Raw genomic sequence first — 15,703 nt, 5'->3', positions numbered from 1 at the left:
GCACGTCTGCCGTTCCGTTGTTCCGGATTGGCACAAGAACTCATCACTATCGCGATGCCACCCAATCGTGCCAATCGCTTTCGCTGCCGTTGAAGACGTTGAGATCGATCTTGCCGTCGACACCGTCGGAGAGGCCAGAGCCGGAATATTGCCAGAAAACCCACTTGCGGCCCGGATAGACCTTAGAGGGGTGGGCGGCCACTGAGCGCAGCCAGAAGGGATAGTCGAGCATCTGGCCCTTCAAATTGTCGCGGTAGAAATCCGGCGCCGTGTAGATGATCGGGCGCTGGCCGTAATGACGCTCCAGCTTGTCCATGAACACCTGCATCTTTTCCCGGACGCGGGCGGGGGAAATCCGCCTCTTGCAGCTCGATTCTCCGTTCCATTCAACGTCGATCACGGGCGGAAGCGCGTTTGCTTCTCTCGGCACGTTGCGGATGAACCAGTCGGCCTGTTCGCCTGCGGTCCGGCACCAGTAAAAGAAGTGGTAAGCGCCGTGTTTCAAGCCGGCTTCCTTGGCCCGGCGCCAGTTCTTCCTGAACATCGGATCGAGGTGATCGCCGCCGTCGGTCGCCTTGATGTAGACGAAGTTCGCCCCCTGCTGCCGCAGCGTGTCCCAATCGATCTCGCCCTGCCAGCGCGAGACGTCGACCCCATGCACGGCAAGCTTTCGAGGTGAAGTCGAACCGAAGTTGATCGGTTTGGCGTCGCGGAATCGATGGCTATAGATTCGCGAGCGTGTCGGTGGTTTCGGGCTGACATCCGGGTCGATCCCCGGATTGGCAGGCATCAACATTGCAACCGGCCTTTCGGTCGGCATCGGCATGCCGACCGGTCTCTCCGCCGGCACCAACGCCTGAGGTTCCGGAACCTGTCCCGTCCAGCTCAATGCTTCCTGTCGCGGGCTTGCCTGCGGGGCGGCGTCGCCAACGGTGGCGGCCGGTATCGGACCGGTCGGCTTCGCGATGGCGTTGGTGGTTTCTTTCGACGGCACAGGGGTGAGCACGTCTTCGGCGCCAGAGCTTGTGGAGCATCCCGACAGGATTACGGCGGCGAGGAGAATTGCTGATACAGCCGATGAACGCATAAGAACCTGCACGCAAAACCAAGATCGACGGCGACGTTTCCGGCAAGGAAAACCGCCCATTGGAATTGCTAACAGAGACTTGCTAAGAAAGGTTAAATTTGAATCCAATGCCGCGAAAGGTGCATGGGTTCATTGCGCCGGTTGCCACCTGCGCAAGGCGAGGTGTTAGCCCTCCCGAACAGCGCGGGAGGGCCTGTACAATTGCTGTTATTCCGCAGCCTCGGCGTAGCTTTCCACCGGCGGGCAGGTGCAGATGAGGTTGCGGTCACCGTAGACATTGTCGACGCGGTTGACCGGGGACCAGTATTTGTCGACGCGGAAGGCGCCGGGCGGGAAGCAGGCCTGTTCCCGGCTGTAAGGCCGATCCCATTCGCCGACAAGGTCTTCCACCGTGTGCGGGGCGTTCTTCAGCGGGTTGTTGACCTTGTCCATGCGGCCGTCCTCGATGGCGCGGGCTTCCTCACGGATCGCCAGCATCGCCTCGCAGAAACGGTCGAGCTCGGCCTTGGGCTCGCTTTCCGTCGGCTCGATCATCAGCGTGCCAGCCACCGGCCAGCTCATGGTCGGCGCATGGAAGCCGCAGTCGATCAGCCGCTTGGCGACGTCGTCGACGGTGACGCCCGCGCTGTCGACCAGCGGCCGGGTGTCGATGATGCATTCATGCGCCACGCGGCCGGTCTTCGACTTGTAGAGCACGTCATAGGCGCCCTTCAGCCGGGCGGCGATGTAGTTGGCGTTGAGGATCGCCACCTTAGTCGCTTGCGTCAGGCCTTCGCCGCCCATCATCAGGCAGTAGCTCCAGGAGATCGGCAGGATCGAAGCCGAGCCGAAGGCTGCCGCAGACACCGCGCCGGGACGGCCGTCGGTCTCGGGATGGCCGGGCAGGTGGGGCGCCAGATGCGCCTTGACGCCGATCGGGCCCATGCCGGGGCCGCCGCCGCCATGCGGGATGCAGAAGGTCTTGTGCAGGTTCAGGTGGGACACGTCGGAGCCGATGTCACCAGGGCGGGACAGGCCGACCATGGCGTTCATGTTGGCGCCGTCGAGATAGACCTGGCCGCCGTGTTTGTGCACCAGTTCGCAGATCTCCTTGACCGTTTCCTCGAACACGCCGTGCGTCGAGGGGTAGGTGATCATGCAGCAGGAAAGATTTGCCGCATGCTCTTCTGCCTTCGCACGGAAGTCTTCCATGTCGATGTCGCCATTCTCGCGCACCTTGACGACGACCACCTTCATGCCGACCATCTGGGCCGAAGCCGGATTGGTACCGTGCGCCGAGGTTGGGATCAGGCAAACGTCGCGATGAGCCTCGCCATTGGCGATGTGGTAGTTGCGGATGGTCAGCAGGCCGGCATATTCGCCTTGAGCGCCGGAATTCGGCTGCATCGAGAAGGCATCGTAGCCGGTGACGACGCAGAGCTTTTCCGTCAGGTCGTCGAGCATCTCGCGATAGCCGAGCGCCTGGTCTGCCGGCACGAAGGGATGGATGTCGGAAAATTCCGGCCAGGTGATCGGCAGCATTTCCGCGGTCGCATTGAGCTTCATCGTGCAGGAGCCGAGCGGGATCATCGAGCGGTCAAGGGCCAGATCCCGGTCGGAGAGCCGGCGGATGTAACGCGTCATCTCGCTTTCGGCGCGGTTCATGTGGAAGATCGGATGGGTGAGGTAGTCGCTGGTCCTGAGCAGACCCTTCGGCAGCCGGTAGGAGGGCTCGAAATCGGCAATGGTGAAATTCCCGCCGAAGGCGCGCCAGACGGCTTCGAGGGTGGCGGGGCGCGTGCGCTCGTCGAGGCTCATGCCGATCTGTGTTTCACCGACCTTGCGCAGATTGACGCCTTCGGCGACGGCTGCGCGCAGGATGAGGCCCTGCATGTGGCCGACATCGACGGTGATTGTGTCGAAGAAACTTTCCGGCTCGACCTTGTAGCCGAGCTTTTCCAGCCCCTTGGCCATCAGCACGGCCTTCTGGTGCACCTGCTGGGCGATCGCCTTAATACCCTTGGGGCCATGGAAGACGGCATACATCGAGGCCATGACGGCAAGCAGCACCTGGGCTGTGCAGATGTTCGACGTCGCCTTCTCACGACGGATATGCTGTTCGCGGGTCTGCAGCGACAGGCGATAGGCGCGGTTGCCGCGGGCATCCACGGAAACGCCGACAAGGCGGCCGGGCATCGAGCGCTTGATGGCATCCTTGACCGCCATATACGCGGCATGCGGACCGCCGTAGCCGACGGGAACGCCGAAGCGCTGCGAGGAGCCGATCGCGATGTCGGCGCCCATCTCGCCCGGTGATTTCAACAGCGTCAGCGCCAGGATGTCGGCTGCGACCACGGCGATGGCGCCGGCCTGGTGCAGGCGTGCGATCAGGCCGGTGAAATCATGGACGTGGCCGTGCGTGCCGGGATACTGAAAGATCGCGCCGAAGACATCGACGGCATCGAGATCGGTGAAGGGATTGCCGACGATGACGCTCCAGCCGAGCGGTTCGGCGCGCGTGCGGATCAGGGCGATAGTCTGCGGATGGCAGTCGGCATCGACGAAGAAAGCCTTCGCCTTCGACTTGGAGACGCGCTCGGCCATTGCCATGCCTTCGGCAGCGGCGGTCGCCTCGTCGAGCAGCGAGGCGTTGGCGACGTCGAGGCCGGTCAGGTCTGAGATCATCGTCTGGTAGTTCAAGAGCGCTTCCAAACGGCCCTGGCTTATCTCAGGCTGATAGGGCGTGTAAGCCGTGTACCAGGCGGGATTCTCCAGGATGTTGCGCTGGATGACCGGCGGCGTGATCGTGCCGTAGTAGCCCTGGCCGATTAGCGAAACGAGCACCTTGTTCTTGTTTGCGGTCTCGCGCAGCTTGTCGAGCGCCTCGCGCTCGGTCATCGGCGCGCCCCAGACGAGCAGCGCCTTCTGGCGGATGGAGGGCGGCAGCGTCGCGTCGATCAGCCCGTCGAGGCTGTTATAACCGATCACCTTCAGCATGTCGGCCATCTCGGCCGGCGAGGGGCCGATATGGCGGCGATTGGCGAAATCGTAGGGCTGATAATCGGTGAACTGGAATTCGGTTGGCGTCGTCATTACGCGGTGAGCTCCTTATAGGCCACCTCATCGAGCAGGCCATCGGCTTCCGCGGGATTGGCAAGCTTCAGCTTGAAGAACCAGCCGGCGCCTTGAGGATCGGAATTGACCAGTGACGGATCGGCAACGATGGCCGGATTGACCTCGGTGATCTCACCGTCAAGCGGACAATAGACGTCCGAAGCGGCCTTGACCGATTCGACGGTCGCGGCATTGCCGTTCTTCGAGAAGGTCGCGCCGACTTCCGGCAGTTCGACGAAAACTAGGTCGCCGAGCTGATCGACGGCATAATTGGTGATGCCGACCGTCGCGACGTCGCCTTCGATCTTCAGCCATTCGTGTTCTTCAGTAAATTTCAGCATTGGTCGTCCTCTCTGGAAAAGCTTTATCGTTTGTAGGTCGGTGTGATGAAGGGCAGGGCGCTGACGGTGACGGGCAGATACTTGCCCCGCACTTCCGCGTAGATGAGCGTGCCGGCCGCAGCATGAGAGACCGGCACGTAGCCCATGGCGACGGGGCCATCGACGCTGGGGCCGAAGCCGCCCGAGGTGACTTCGCCGATTTCGGTCTGGCCCTCGGCATCGGCATAGAGCCTGGCATGGCCGCGCACCGGCGCCTTGCCTTCCGGCTTCAGGCCGACGCGGCGGCGGACGGCGCCGTTTTCGAGTTCGGAGAGAATGCGGCCGGAGCCGGGAAAACCGCCGGCGCGTGCACCGCCTGCGCGCCGCGCCTTCTGCATCGCCCATTCCAGCGCTGCCTCGACGGGCGAGGTGGTCGTGTCGATATCGTTGCCATAAAGGCAGAGGCCGGCTTCCAGGCGCAGCGAATCGCGGGCGCCGAGACCGATCGCCTGGACGTCGGGATGTTCGAGCAACCGCATGGTGACATCCTCGGCCTTGTCCACCGGGACGGAGATCTCGAAGCCGTCCTCGCCGCTATAGCCGGAGCGCGAGACCAGACAGGAAACGTCATGCAGGCGGCAGTGGCGCACATCCATGAATTTCATCGCCGCGACATCGGCCCAGAGTTCGGCGAGAACCTCGACCGCGCGCGGCCCTTGCAGCGCGATCAAGGCGCGGTTCAGGAGGGTGATGTCGCACTGGTCGCCGATATGGGCCTGCAGATGGGCGAGGTCGGCTTCCTTGCAGGCGGCGTTGACGACGACGAAAAGGTGGTCGTCGAGATGGGCGATCATCAGATCGTCAAGAATGCCGCCGGTGTCGTCGGTGAAGAAGCCGTAGCGCTGGCGGCCTTCCGGGAGCCCGAGGATGTCGACCGGCACTAGGCTCTCGAGCGCCAGCGCCGCATCCTCATAGCTGCCCGACTTGGCCTTCACGATGACTTGGCCCATGTGGGAGACGTCGAAGAGGCCGGCCTCGGTGCGGGTATGAAGATGTTCCTTCATCACGCCCGCGGGATATTGCACCGGCATGGCGTAGCCTGCGAACGGCACCATGCGGGCGCCGAGCGAAAGATGCAGGGCATGCAGCGGGGTTTTCTTCAGGGCAGCAGTATCGTCCAAACGACGCCTCCGGGGTTTGCGCCTTGTTGCGAAGGCGCGGGCTCAAATCTGAAGGCGCGGCTGCGCACTTCTCTCCTGAGCCCCCTCTGTCCTTGACGCCTGAGATTGTTATCCCTTCGGCGAGCGTTTCGAGAACGCTTCTCTCCAGAGTTCCGTCTGCCCCTTGCTGGTCCTTTGGCCTGAGAGTTTCCGGGGCGGTTGCTCCTTCGGCACCGGTGGCGAAAGCACCGGATTCTCCCAACAGGGTAGGCCGCAATTATCCGGTGGGCGCGGCGCTTGGCAAGCGGCAAATGTCGTCGCCGAGCAAATTTTTGTCGCGATAGTCAGGTCCGGCCCTAAACTGCGGCAAATCTGCTTTTGCAATCCAAGGGGAAACCGGCTATCGCGACATGCTGTTGAAGGGGATCTCATGCGGCGGACCGGACTGAAAGCGACGCTCTTTCTGCGCATGATTTGCGCCTTGAGCTTGGCTTTGCTCGGATTTGCCCACCAGGCGCCGCAGGCTGTCGCTTCCGAAGGTTATGACGCCGCCGCCTATGTGCTGCCCGACGGCAGCTTTGCCTCGCTATGCGTCACCGTGAGAGACACCGGCGGCAAGACCGTCGCCTTCCAGCGAAATTGCGAAGCCTGCCGGCTGTCTGCTTCGGTGATCCTGCCGACGCCGGATGCGGGCTCCTGGCTCGAGCGCAAGTTCGCCTCGTTCATCAATTCCCCGATCGAGACCGCCGCCTTTGCCGGCGCCAGCGCCGTCAGCCGGCCGAATTCCCGCGCCCCTCCGGTCCTCATCTGAGCTGCCCCTGCGCCCGATGATGAAGCATGCCGGCCCGCCCAACAGAAGTTTTCGGCCGGCGAGGAGATATCCGATGAAGACCATCAAGACTTTTGCCAAGACATTCCCGCTTGCCGCCCTTGTTTCCGCAACCGCCTTTGCCAGCGCCGAGGCGCATGTGAGCTTCCTCGACAAGGAGGCGAGCCAGGAAAGCACCATTCTCGCCACGCTGCAGCTGCCGCATGGCTGCGACGGCAAGGCGACCACCGAAGTGCGGGTCAAGCTGCCGGAAGGCTTCGTCTTCGCCAAGCCGCAGCCGAAGGCCGGCTGGGAACTCGAAGTGATCAAAGGCGACTATCAGAAGACCTATGACAATCACGGCGACAAGGTGAAGTCGGGCGCGGTCGAGATCCGCTGGAAGAACGGCAATCTCTCCGACGATTTCTACGACACCTTTGTCATCCAGGGGAAGGTGTCGGGAGTTGAAGCCGGCACCTCGCTCGCCTTCCCGGTGATCCAGATGTGCGGCGATGCGGTCGCCGCCTGGGATCAGGTGGCGAAGGACGGCAGCGACCCGCATGGGATGAAAAGCCCGGCGCCGCTCCTGAAGGTCGTCGCGGGGGATAGCCATGGTCACGACCACGACATGGCCGGCATGGATATGACGGGCATGGGCGGCATGGCGGCTGCGGCGCCGGCCGGCGAGACGGTCAAGGCCGGCGACCTCGAGATCTCAGCCGGTTTTGCCAAGGCGATGCTGCCCGGCCAGCCGGTCGGTGGCGGCTTCTTCACGGTGAAGAACAGCGGCCAGACGGACGATCGCCTGCTGTCGGTAACCTCGCCGGTATCAGGTGAAGTTCAGATCCATGCGATGGAAACGAAGGACAATGTCATGAGGATGCGGCAGCTGAAGGATGGCATCGCCGTCGCTGCGGGCGAAACCGTCAAGCTCGAGCCCGGCAAAATGCATCTGATGTTCCAGAAGGTGAAAACGCCGTTCAAGCAGGGCGATACCGTGCCCGTGACGTTGACCTTCGAGAAGGCCGGCAAGGTCGACCTTGTGCTGCAGGTGGTGTCGGCCCAGGGCAAGTGACAGCGCACTCCAAGAGCCCGCGGCCTTGGCTGCGGGCTCTTAACCCAGGTCGGGCTTCGTTCGGAAAGCGGCTGCCTCAGACGTCTTCGTAGGATTGTAGCGCCTGCCTGAGTCCGGTCTGGGGCTGGCGGTTGCCTTTGGTCATCAGGTCGAGCGCCACTTCCGTCGATTGAATGATGCTGGAGGGCTCTTCGGCTTGGTCCGGGTTTTCGGCCTTCAATTGCCGGTCGGCAATGCGTTTTGCATCACGCGCCGCCGTGCTCGTCGCCACACGCTGCGGGATCCTCAGCGATTCGAAGGCAACGGCGGCGGTATTGGCCGATATGGACAGGAGCTGCGTCATGCCGTCACGGTATCGGCATGATCTTGGCGCTATCCTAAGAAAATCATTGGCATTTTACCGACTGGCAGCATTTCGTGCGAATCGATTGGAGTTGATCCCGAATTGCGGTAAATCCGGCTTATGATTCAGGCTTTCCTTGTCGCCCTCGGCGGCGCGATCGGTTCCGTTCTCAGATATTACGTCGGCCAATGGGCGCTGAGGCTCATGGGGCCGGCCTTTCCCTGGGGCACGCTCGCCGTCAATGTGGTCGGCTGCTTCGTCATCGGCGTCTTCGCCGAGCTGATCGCGCGCAAGTTCAACGCCTCGATGGAGTTGCGCCTTTTGCTCATCACCGGCTTTCTCGGCGGCTTCACCACCTTCTCGGCCTTCTCGCTGGATGCGATCTCCTTGTTCGAGCGCGGTGAGGCCGTCGCCGGCGGGATCTACATCGCTGCAAGTGTTGGGCTTTCGATGGCGGCGGTCATATCAGGGCTCGCCGTCATGCGCGCTTTGGCCTGATTTCGATTCCGGTTTCCGTTTTGTGTGAAAATGCTCTAAAGGCTGCGGCAAGAACGCCGGCTCGGCCCGTGCGGCAATTTCCGAAAGATCGACTATGGCTGGCATAGAACATATCAAGGTTGAACCCGACGAAGCCGGCATGCGGCTTGATCGTTGGTTCAAGGTGCATTTTCCCGGGCTCGGCTTCGGTCCGCTACAGAAGCTGCTGCGCTCCGGCCAGGTGCGCGTTGACGGCGGCCGCGTCAAATCGGATGCGCGTGTGCAGCCCGGCCAGACGGTGCGCGTGCCGCCGCTCGATGTCGATGCGAAGCTGAAATCGGGACCGATCGCCGGCAAGGATCTCAAGCATTCGTCAGATTTCGAGCTGCTGTCGCGCATGGTGCTGCATGAGGACGAAAAGGTGATCGTGCTCAACAAGCCGCCCGGCATTGCGGTGCAGGGCGGCTCCGGCGTGGCCCGGCATATCGACCAGATGCTCGAGGCCTGGACCAGCCCGAAGGGCGAAAAGCCGCGGCTTGTTCACCGCCTCGACCGCGACACCTCGGGCGTTCTCGTCATCGCTCGCACCCGCGGCGCCGCACAGAAGCTGACCGCCGCCTTCCGCGAGCGCGACACGAAGAAAACCTATTGGGCGCTAGTCAAGGGCGTGCCGCGCAAGCACGAGGACAAGATCTCGACCTGGCTCGTCAAGGAAGCGACGGCCGATGGCGACCGCATGCGCATCGCCAAACACGGCGAGGACGGCGCCGATCATGCGATTTCCTTCTACCGCGTCGTCGAGACGGCGGCACAGAACCTCGCATGGCTGGAGATGGAACCATATACCGGCCGTACCCATCAGTTGCGCGTCCATGCCCTGCATATCGGCCATCCGATTATCGGCGATCCGAAATATTTCGACGACGATCCGAATTGGGATTTTCCGGGCGGCATCCAGAAGAAGCTGCATCTGCACGCGCGTCACATCGACATCCCGCACCCATCCGGCGGCCGTCTGCGCGTCAGCGCGCCGCTGCCGTCGCATATGGTGCAGACCTGGAACCTTCTCGGTCTCGACCTTGCCGGCGCCGAAAGGGAGAGCGAATGAAACTCGCGCTCTTCGATTGCGATGGCACGCTGGTCGACAGCGCCGGCCTGATCCACGAAACCATGCGCCGCACCTTTGAAAAGTTCGGCAAGCTGGAGCCGCGATTTGAGGATACTAAGGCCATTATCGGCCTGTCGCTCGATATCGCGATCGCCCGCATGCAGGGCAGGCCCCATGTCGAGCAGCAGGACATCGAGATGACGGCGCATTATAAATCGCTGTTTACCGTCGTGCGCCAGGATCTCGACTACAGAGAACCGCTGTTTCCCGGCATTCGCGAGATGATCGACGCGATCAGCGGCCGCGAGGACCTGCTGATCGGAGCGGTGACCGGCAAATCCCGGCGTGGGCTCAACCTCGTGATGGAGACCCACGGCTTCGACCAGCATTTTGTCGTTGCCCGCACCGCTGACGATTGCCCGTCCAAGCCGCATCCGGCCATGGTGACGGAATGCTGTGACGAAACCGGCATGAATGCGCGCGACGCCATTGTCATTGGGGACGCGGTTTACGATATGCAAATGGCAAAGGCTGCCGGCGCCAAGGCGATCGGCGTAGCCTGGGGCTATGCCAGCGTGGATGAACTGATCGCCAACGGCGCCGATGCGATTGCCTATCATCCGAACGAGATATTGCGCCATTTTTCCTGAGGTGAGCCCATGCGCGATCTGCTGAACGATCTTTCCGAAGGCCTGAGCCATCCGGATCCCATCCGCCGGGCGCAGATTCAGATGAAGAAACCGCTGCCGAAGCGCTTCTATGCCGAGGTCGCTGTTGCAGAGCACGAGGGCGGGTTTGCGATCACGCTCGACGGCAAGATGGTCCGCACGCCGGCGCGGCAGGTTCTCGCCGTGCCGACCGAGGCGCTCGCGCAGCTTGTCGCCGCCGAATGGCAGGCCCAAGGCCAGGAGATCGATCCCGTGACGATGCCGGTGACGCGGCTCGTCAACACCGCGCTCGACGGCGTAGCCAACAATGCGCAGGCGATCTTCGAAGACATCCTGCGCTTTTCCTCGAGCGACCTCCTCTGCTACCGCGCCGACGGACCCGAACTGTTGGTCGAGCGCCAGAGGGAGCGCTGGGATCCGGTCATCGACTGGGCGGCCAATGATCTCGGCGCACGCTTCATCCTCATCGAGGGGGTGATGCACCACGAGCAGCCCCGCGAGGCGACCGCAGCCTTCGCCGTCACGCTGGCGCGGCATCAAAGCCCGATGGCGCTCGCCGCTCTCCACACCATCACGACGCTGACCGGTTCGGCGATCCTGGCACTCGCCTTTGCCGAGCGCCGGGTGACGGTGGAAGAGGTGTGGTCGCTTGCCCATCTCGACGAGGACTGGACGATCGAGCATTGGGGGCGCGACGAGGAAGCCGAGGAGCGCCGCGCGAAGCGCTTTGTCGAGTTCAAGGCGGCGGCGGATGTTTTTTTCGCCCTAAGCTCCTGAAACATATTGCCTTCCCAGGCATTATGACGAAACTGCGACTCCAACGGGGTGGGTGCGGGATTTTGTCATGAATTGGCTGAGGTCGTGTTTTTGCCGGGCCGTACTCGTCTGTATCGCGCTCACGGACTGCGCCAGCCTTTTGGGTCCGAAGCCTGCGGCGCCGCTCTACGATGTGCGCAGCGCCGTCGTTCTCTCCGGACCGAATATGCCGGCCGAACTGCTCTCCGGCATCAACGACCGCGTCAATGCCGCGATCAATGCCACAGTGCGTGATACCGCGCTACCGCGAGTTGTGCTGACGATCCGGGTGATATCCATCCAGAAAGGCCTCGGCTTCCAGAAGGACCGCAACGTCGCCAAGATCAGCGTCGACGCGGCTTCGGTCGAGGATGGGTCGGTGATCGCCGTCAGCGCCTTCGACGTGACCAGCATGGCGGCCGATCCCAAGCTTGCCGACGAAATCATCGCCGAGGATGTAGCGGCCAGGATACGCTCGGTTTTCTCGCTCAGCGGACGTAGCCGCTAGCGCAAGCCACGGCAAGGGGAGATTGCATGAAGGAAATTCTCGAAGAACTGGAACGCCGCCGCGGCATCGCCCGCCTTGGCGGCGGCAAGGCGCGTATCGAGGCTCAGCATAAGCGCGGCAAGCTGACAGCGCGCGAGCGCATTGACCTCTTTCTCGACGAAGGCTCCTTCGAGGAGTTCGACATGTTCGTCGAACATCGCTCCACCGATTTCGGCATGGACAAGAGCCGTATCGCCGGCGACGGCGTCGTCACCGGCTGGGGCACGGTCAATGGCCGCACGGTCTTCGTCTTCGCCAAGGACTTCACCGTCTTCGGCGGCTCGCTTTCCGAAGCGCATGCCGAGAAGATCATGAAGGTGCAGGACATGGCGCTGAAGAACCGCGCGCCGATCATCGGCATCTATGATGCCGGCGGCGCCCGCATTCAGGAAGGGGTCGCCGCACTTGGCGGTTATGCCGAAGTCTTTCAGCGCAATGTGCTTGCCTCGGGCGTCATTCCGCAGATTTCCGTGATCATGGGCCCCTGCGCCGGTGGTGACGTCTATTCGCCTGCGATGACCGATTTCATCTTCATGGTGCGCGACACCTCCTACATGTTCGTGACCGGTCCCGACGTGGTGAAGACCGTCACCAACGAGACGGTGACGGCAGAAGAACTCGGCGGCGCCGTGGTGCATACGGTGCGCTCATCGATTGCCGACGGCGCCTATGAGAATGACGTCGATACGCTGTTGCAGGTGCGCCGGCTGATCGATTTCCTGCCGCTATCCAACACGTCGCCGGTGCCCGAGATCGAATGTTACCAGTCGGTGACGGAGACCGACGCCTCACTCGACACGCTGGTGCCGGCGAGCGCCAACAAGCCCTATGACATCAAGGAACTGATCCGGAAGGTGGCGGACGAGGGGGACTTCTTCGAGATCCAGGCGAGCTTCGCCAAAAACATCGTCTGCGGCTTCGGCCGCGTCGAAGGGTCCACGGTCGGTTTTGTCGCCAACCAGCCGATGGTGCTGGCCGGCGTGCTCGATAGCGACGCCTCGCGCAAGGCGGCGCGCTTCGTGCGCTTCTGCGACTGCTTCAACATTCCGATCATCACTTTCGTCGACGTGCCGGGCTTCCTGCCTGGCACCGCACAGGAATATGGCGGGCTCATCAAGCATGGCGCCAAGCTGCTCTTCGCCTATGCCGAGGCGACGGTGCCGAAGCTCACCGTCATCACCCGCAAGGCTTTCGGCGGCGCCTATGATGTGATGGCGTCGAAGCATTTGCGTGGCGACTTGAACTATGCCTGGCCGACGGCGCAGATCGCCGTGATGGGCGCCAAGGGTGCGGTCGAGATCATCTTCCGCAAGGATATCGCCGATCCGGAAAAGATCGCCGCCCATACGAAAATGTACGAGGACCGGTTCCTGTCCCCCTTCGTCGCCGCCGAGCGCGGTTATGTTGACGAGGTGATCATGCCGCATTCGACCCGGAGGCGGCTGGCGCGGGGCCTGAAGATGTTGCGCAACAAGGATCTCGCCAATCCCTGGAAGAAACACGACAACATCCCGCTCTGACATTTGGCCGCGTGTTGCCTGCTGTCGAAAAAGTGAACGGCCGTCAGCGATCCGTGTGTTCAATCGCGGCCGGGGACGGGCTAACGCTCGGCTGCATTTTCTTTGATGGAGAGGTTTAATGTATAGTTTCGAGCGTCTTTCCGCCTATCGCCCCTATGGGCTGGCCGCTCTCAGAATCATCACCGCGCTGCTGTTCATCGAACACGGAACGATGAAGCTTTTCGGCTTTCCGGCGTCACAAATGTCAGGTTCGCTACCGCCGCTGATGTTGTTTGCGGCCCTGCTGGAACTGGTCGGCGGCATTCTCATTCTCGTCGGCCTGCTGACGCGGCCTGTGGCCTTCCTGCTGGCGGGCGAAATGGCGGTCGCCTATTTCATGGCGCATGCCCCGAACAGCTTTTTCCCGGCCGTCAACCAGGGCGACGCTGCAATCCTGTTCTGCTTCGTCTTCCTTTACATCTTCTTCTCCGGTCCCGGCGCTCTTGCCGTCGATAACCGGAAGATGGCTTGAAATAGACATCGATTTGCGGGGCGTTTCGGCGCCCCGCAGCATTTCGGAATCAGGCGGTGAGCTTGAGGCCGGCGATGCCGGCGACGATCAGCGCGATGCAGGCAAGACGGGAAACGCTTGCCTCATCACCGAGCAGCCAAATGCCGAGGAGCACGGTGCCGACCGTGCCGATGCCAGTCCAGACCGCATAGGCGGTACCGATCGGCAGGTACTTCACCGCCAGGCCGAGCAGCACGACGCTCACCACCATTGAAAACATGGTTAGCGCTGTTGGCAACGGCCTCGTGAAACCATCGGTGTATTTAAGGCCGATCGCCCAGCCACATTCGAACAGACCAGCGAGAAAAAGCAGAAACCAGGCCATACGCCTCTCCTTGTTCAAGAGCGAGGCCGTCCCCGCGACGGTTGCATCCTCAGGACGCCGCAGTCGTCTGCGATAGTGCCTATATCAATGAGGGAACGGCTGTCTTCAAGGTAGGAATCGACATGGCTGCCATGCCACCCGTTTCTTGCCGGCTCCCGAAAGAGGTCATGGCCCGCCGTCGGCCTCGCCGGAAAGGCTCTTGGCGCGGCGGCAGAGGCGATCGAAGGTTTCGAGAAAACGTGAGCGGTCCTTCGGGCTGAACGCGGCGTTGTAGCCCTTGCTTTCGCCGGTTTCGCGCAAATGCGCACCGAGATCGCGCATGGCGCTCGCCATGCCGATGTTGGTCTCGTCGAAGACACGTCCGGTCGGACCGCTGACGAAAGCGCCGGTCGCGACGCATCGCACGGCCAGCGGCACGTCGGCAGTAACGACGACGTCGCCCGCGCCGGCGCGCTCGGCGATCCAGTTGTCGGCGGCATCGAAAGCGTTGGAAACGATAACGTTGTGGACCATCGGATCGCGGGACGGGCGCAGGCCCGAATTGGCGACGAAGGTGACTTCGAGGCCGTGGCGTTCGGCAACCTTCAGGACCTCGGGTTTCACCGGACAGGCATCGGCGTCGACATAGATCATGGCGGTGTCCTCATGGCGGCTGAATGGCCGGTTGTCTGATCATATCGATATGGGGAATGCCGTCTTCCAGATATTCCTGCGACGTCCCGACAAAGCCGAAGGATTCGTAGAAGCGGCGCAGATGGGCCTGCGCCGACAAGGCGATCCGATTTGCCGGATAAAGCCGCTCACAGGCGGTGATCGCTTCGCGCATCAATGCATCGCCCAGCCGTTTGCCGCGGTGGGCAGGCGAGACAACGACGCGACCGATCTTTGACGGGTCCTGCGGCTCATGCGGTTTCAGGATCCGCGCCGCCGCCAGGAGGTCACCGCCCTCCAGCAGCCGCAGATGCAGGGCATCGATGTCCTTGCCGTCGAGTTCCGGATAGGGACAGTTCTGCTCGACGACGAAGACATCGACGCGCATTCGAAGGAGGTCGTAGAGCTCCCGCGCGGGGAGCTCATCGAAATGCTTGACATCGACCCGGTAGTTGGCTGCCGCCATCAGTACACGACCACGCCGCGGATGCTTTCACCCTTGTGCATCATCTCGAAGCCGTTGTTGATGTCTTCGAGCGGCATGGTGTGGGTGATCATCGGATCGATCTGGATCTTGCCCTGCATGTACCAGTCGACGATCTTCGGCACGTCGGTGCGGCCGCGTGCGCCGCCGAAGGCGGTGCCCATCCAGTTGCGGCCGGTCACCAGCTGGAACGGCCGGGTGGAGATCTCCTGGCCGGCGCCGGCCACGCCGATGATGATCGATTTGCCCCAGCCGCGGTGGCTGGCTTCCAGCGCCTGGCGCATCACCTTGGTGTTGCCGGTGCAGTCGAAGGTATAGTCGGCGCCGCCGATCAGGTCGCCACCCCGCTTGGTCATGTTGACGAGATAGGGCACGATGTCGTCGCCGACCTCCTTCGGATTGACGAAATGCGTCATGCCGAACTTCTCGCCCCAAGCCTTGCGGTCGGGGTTGATATCGACGCCGATGATCATGTCGGCACCGGCAAGCCGCAAGCCCTGCAGCACGTTGAGGCCGATGCCGCCGAGACCGAAGACGATCGCCGTCGATCCGATCTCGACCTTGGCGGTGTTGATCACCGCGCCGATGCCGGTCGTGACCCCGCAGCCGATGTAGCAGATCTTGTCGAAGGGGGCGTCGGGATTGACCTTGGCAAGGGCGATCTCCGGCAGCACGGTGTAATTGGCGAAGGT

The 15,703-nt window shown here is 62.4% G+C and carries 18 protein-coding genes and 2 riboswitches; of the genes, 9 read left to right on the top strand and 9 right to left on the bottom strand.

Annotated features, from left to right (window positions below; genetic code table 11):
- Positions 1 to 46: 46 nt before the first annotated feature.
- From GGI60_RS00090 to gcvT, 4 genes are all read right to left on the bottom strand, one after another.
- Complete coding sequence (locus GGI60_RS00090) at positions 47 to 1,087, bottom strand: GH25 family lysozyme (RefSeq protein ID WP_183913626.1); 1,041 nt, start codon at positions 1,085 to 1,087, stop codon at positions 47 to 49.
- A 207-nt stretch (positions 1,088 to 1,294) separates the two neighbouring features.
- Positions 1,295 to 4,159, bottom strand: a complete 2,865-nt coding sequence (gene gcvP / locus GGI60_RS00085; RefSeq protein WP_183913628.1) for an aminomethyl-transferring glycine dehydrogenase — start codon at positions 4,157 to 4,159, stop codon at positions 1,295 to 1,297.
- The gene (gcvH, locus tag GGI60_RS00080) at positions 4,159 to 4,521 is read right to left on the bottom strand and encodes a glycine cleavage system protein GcvH (protein ID WP_183913630.1); all 363 of its coding nucleotides are present in this window, start codon (positions 4,519 to 4,521) and stop codon (positions 4,159 to 4,161) included. The genes gcvP and gcvH overlap by 1 nt, the downstream gene beginning before the upstream one ends.
- Before the next feature lie 23 nt (positions 4,522 to 4,544).
- Positions 4,545 to 5,681 carry a glycine cleavage system aminomethyltransferase GcvT gene (gene gcvT / locus GGI60_RS00075; protein WP_183913633.1) on the bottom strand — a complete coding sequence of 379 codons (1,137 nt, stop codon included), beginning with the start codon at positions 5,679 to 5,681 and terminating at the stop codon, positions 4,545 to 4,547.
- A gap of 76 nt (positions 5,682 to 5,757) precedes the next feature.
- Positions 5,758 to 5,839, bottom strand: a riboswitch (glycine riboswitch).
- A 3-nt stretch (positions 5,840 to 5,842) separates the two neighbouring features.
- Positions 5,843 to 5,931, bottom strand: a riboswitch (glycine riboswitch).
- A 159-nt stretch (positions 5,932 to 6,090) separates the two neighbouring features.
- Here gcvT and GGI60_RS00070 point away from each other — a divergent pair.
- The gene (locus GGI60_RS00070; RefSeq protein WP_183913635.1) at positions 6,091 to 6,471 is read left to right on the top strand and encodes a hypothetical protein; all 381 of its coding nucleotides are present in this window, start codon (positions 6,091 to 6,093) and stop codon (positions 6,469 to 6,471) included.
- A gap of 73 nt (positions 6,472 to 6,544) precedes the next feature.
- A complete protein-coding gene (locus tag GGI60_RS00065; RefSeq protein ID WP_183913637.1) occupies positions 6,545 to 7,543 on the top strand; it encodes a DUF1775 domain-containing protein in 999 nt (332 codons plus the stop codon).
- Positions 7,544 to 7,619: 76 nt separating this feature from the next.
- Here the strand turns inward: GGI60_RS00065 and GGI60_RS00060 are convergent, their stop codons facing one another.
- A complete protein-coding gene (locus GGI60_RS00060; RefSeq protein ID WP_183913639.1) occupies positions 7,620 to 7,886 on the bottom strand; it encodes a hypothetical protein in 267 nt (88 codons plus the stop codon).
- A 120-nt stretch (positions 7,887 to 8,006) separates the two neighbouring features.
- Between GGI60_RS00060 and crcB the strand changes: the two genes are divergently transcribed.
- From crcB to GGI60_RS00025, 7 genes are all read left to right on the top strand, one after another.
- On the top strand, positions 8,007 to 8,384 hold the full coding sequence (gene crcB / locus GGI60_RS00055) for a fluoride efflux transporter CrcB (RefSeq protein WP_064822084.1): 378 nt from the start codon (positions 8,007 to 8,009) through the stop codon (positions 8,382 to 8,384).
- A 94-nt stretch (positions 8,385 to 8,478) separates the two neighbouring features.
- Positions 8,479 to 9,471 carry an RluA family pseudouridine synthase gene (locus GGI60_RS00050; RefSeq protein WP_183913641.1) on the top strand — a complete coding sequence of 331 codons (993 nt, stop codon included), beginning with the start codon at positions 8,479 to 8,481 and terminating at the stop codon, positions 9,469 to 9,471.
- Entirely contained in the window at positions 9,468 to 10,121 is a 654-nt protein-coding gene (locus tag GGI60_RS00045; RefSeq protein ID WP_183913643.1) for an HAD-IA family hydrolase, read from the top strand. Before GGI60_RS00050 ends, GGI60_RS00045 begins: the two co-directional genes overlap by 4 nt.
- A gap of 9 nt (positions 10,122 to 10,130) precedes the next feature.
- Entirely contained in the window at positions 10,131 to 10,916 is a 786-nt protein-coding gene (locus GGI60_RS00040) for an ATP12 family chaperone protein (protein WP_183913645.1), read from the top strand.
- Between the two features lie 67 nt (positions 10,917 to 10,983).
- Positions 10,984 to 11,442 carry a hypothetical protein gene (locus tag GGI60_RS00035; protein ID WP_183913647.1) on the top strand — a complete coding sequence of 153 codons (459 nt, stop codon included), beginning with the start codon at positions 10,984 to 10,986 and terminating at the stop codon, positions 11,440 to 11,442.
- A gap of 26 nt (positions 11,443 to 11,468) precedes the next feature.
- Positions 11,469 to 13,001 (top strand): acyl-CoA carboxylase subunit beta, encoded by a 1,533-nt coding sequence (locus GGI60_RS00030; protein WP_183913649.1) that lies wholly within the window; start codon positions 11,469 to 11,471, stop codon positions 12,999 to 13,001.
- A gap of 118 nt (positions 13,002 to 13,119) precedes the next feature.
- Positions 13,120 to 13,512, top strand: coding sequence for a DoxX family protein (locus GGI60_RS00025; protein WP_183913651.1), 393 nt, complete (start codon positions 13,120 to 13,122; stop codon positions 13,510 to 13,512).
- A 49-nt stretch (positions 13,513 to 13,561) separates the two neighbouring features.
- Here GGI60_RS00025 and sugE read toward each other — a convergent pair whose 3' ends face one another.
- The 4 genes from sugE to GGI60_RS00005 all read right to left on the bottom strand — a co-directional run.
- The gene (gene sugE, locus GGI60_RS00020) at positions 13,562 to 13,876 is read right to left on the bottom strand and encodes a quaternary ammonium compound efflux SMR transporter SugE (RefSeq protein ID WP_183913652.1); all 315 of its coding nucleotides are present in this window, start codon (positions 13,874 to 13,876) and stop codon (positions 13,562 to 13,564) included.
- A gap of 165 nt (positions 13,877 to 14,041) precedes the next feature.
- Complete coding sequence (locus tag GGI60_RS00015) at positions 14,042 to 14,509, bottom strand: YaiI/YqxD family protein (protein ID WP_183913655.1); 468 nt, start codon at positions 14,507 to 14,509, stop codon at positions 14,042 to 14,044.
- Positions 14,510 to 14,519: 10 nt separating this feature from the next.
- Positions 14,520 to 14,993: a GNAT family N-acetyltransferase gene (locus GGI60_RS00010; protein WP_183913657.1), complete on the bottom strand. Its 474-nt coding sequence runs from the start codon at positions 14,991 to 14,993 to the stop codon at positions 14,520 to 14,522.
- The coding region (locus GGI60_RS00005; protein WP_183934438.1) for a zinc-binding dehydrogenase at positions 14,993 to 15,703 on the bottom strand (711 nt) is incomplete at its 5' end. The genes GGI60_RS00010 and GGI60_RS00005, both read right to left, overlap by 1 nt.

This window comes from Rhizobium lentis (genome assembly GCF_014200175.1).
Lineage (GTDB): Bacteria > Pseudomonadota > Alphaproteobacteria > Rhizobiales > Rhizobiaceae > Rhizobium > Rhizobium mulingense.
Note: the sequence above shows the minus strand (reverse complement) of the source record. Positions and strands in the feature narration are given on the sequence as shown.

Excerpts from the sequence above, each read along its gene's own strand:
- GGI60_RS00090 (WP_183913626.1), bottom strand. The coding sequence starts at position 1,087 with ATGCGTTCATCGGCTGTATCAGCAATTCTCCTCGCCGCCGTAATCCTG.
- gcvP (WP_183913628.1), bottom strand. The coding sequence starts at position 4,159 with ATGACGACGCCAACCGAATTCCAGTTCACCGATTATCAGCCCTACGAT.
- gcvH (WP_183913630.1), bottom strand. The coding sequence starts at position 4,521 with ATGCTGAAATTTACTGAAGAACACGAATGGCTGAAGATCGAAGGCGAC.
- GGI60_RS00070 (WP_183913635.1), top strand. The coding sequence starts at position 6,091 with ATGCGGCGGACCGGACTGAAAGCGACGCTCTTTCTGCGCATGATTTGC.
- GGI60_RS00065 (WP_183913637.1), top strand. The coding sequence starts at position 6,545 with ATGAAGACCATCAAGACTTTTGCCAAGACATTCCCGCTTGCCGCCCTT.
- GGI60_RS00060 (WP_183913639.1), bottom strand. The coding sequence starts at position 7,886 with ATGACGCAGCTCCTGTCCATATCGGCCAATACCGCCGCCGTTGCCTTC.
- crcB (WP_064822084.1), top strand. The coding sequence starts at position 8,007 with ATGATTCAGGCTTTCCTTGTCGCCCTCGGCGGCGCGATCGGTTCCGTT.
- GGI60_RS00050 (WP_183913641.1), top strand. The coding sequence starts at position 8,479 with ATGGCTGGCATAGAACATATCAAGGTTGAACCCGACGAAGCCGGCATG.
- GGI60_RS00045 (WP_183913643.1), top strand. The coding sequence starts at position 9,468 with ATGAAACTCGCGCTCTTCGATTGCGATGGCACGCTGGTCGACAGCGCC.
- GGI60_RS00040 (WP_183913645.1), top strand. The coding sequence starts at position 10,131 with ATGCGCGATCTGCTGAACGATCTTTCCGAAGGCCTGAGCCATCCGGAT.
- GGI60_RS00035 (WP_183913647.1), top strand. The coding sequence starts at position 10,984 with ATGAATTGGCTGAGGTCGTGTTTTTGCCGGGCCGTACTCGTCTGTATC.
- GGI60_RS00030 (WP_183913649.1), top strand. The coding sequence starts at position 11,469 with ATGAAGGAAATTCTCGAAGAACTGGAACGCCGCCGCGGCATCGCCCGC.
- GGI60_RS00025 (WP_183913651.1), top strand. The coding sequence starts at position 13,120 with ATGTATAGTTTCGAGCGTCTTTCCGCCTATCGCCCCTATGGGCTGGCC.
- sugE (WP_183913652.1), bottom strand. The coding sequence starts at position 13,876 with ATGGCCTGGTTTCTGCTTTTTCTCGCTGGTCTGTTCGAATGTGGCTGG.
- GGI60_RS00015 (WP_183913655.1), bottom strand. The coding sequence starts at position 14,509 with ATGATCTATGTCGACGCCGATGCCTGTCCGGTGAAACCCGAGGTCCTG.
- GGI60_RS00010 (WP_183913657.1), bottom strand. The coding sequence starts at position 14,993 with ATGGCGGCAGCCAACTACCGGGTCGATGTCAAGCATTTCGATGAGCTC.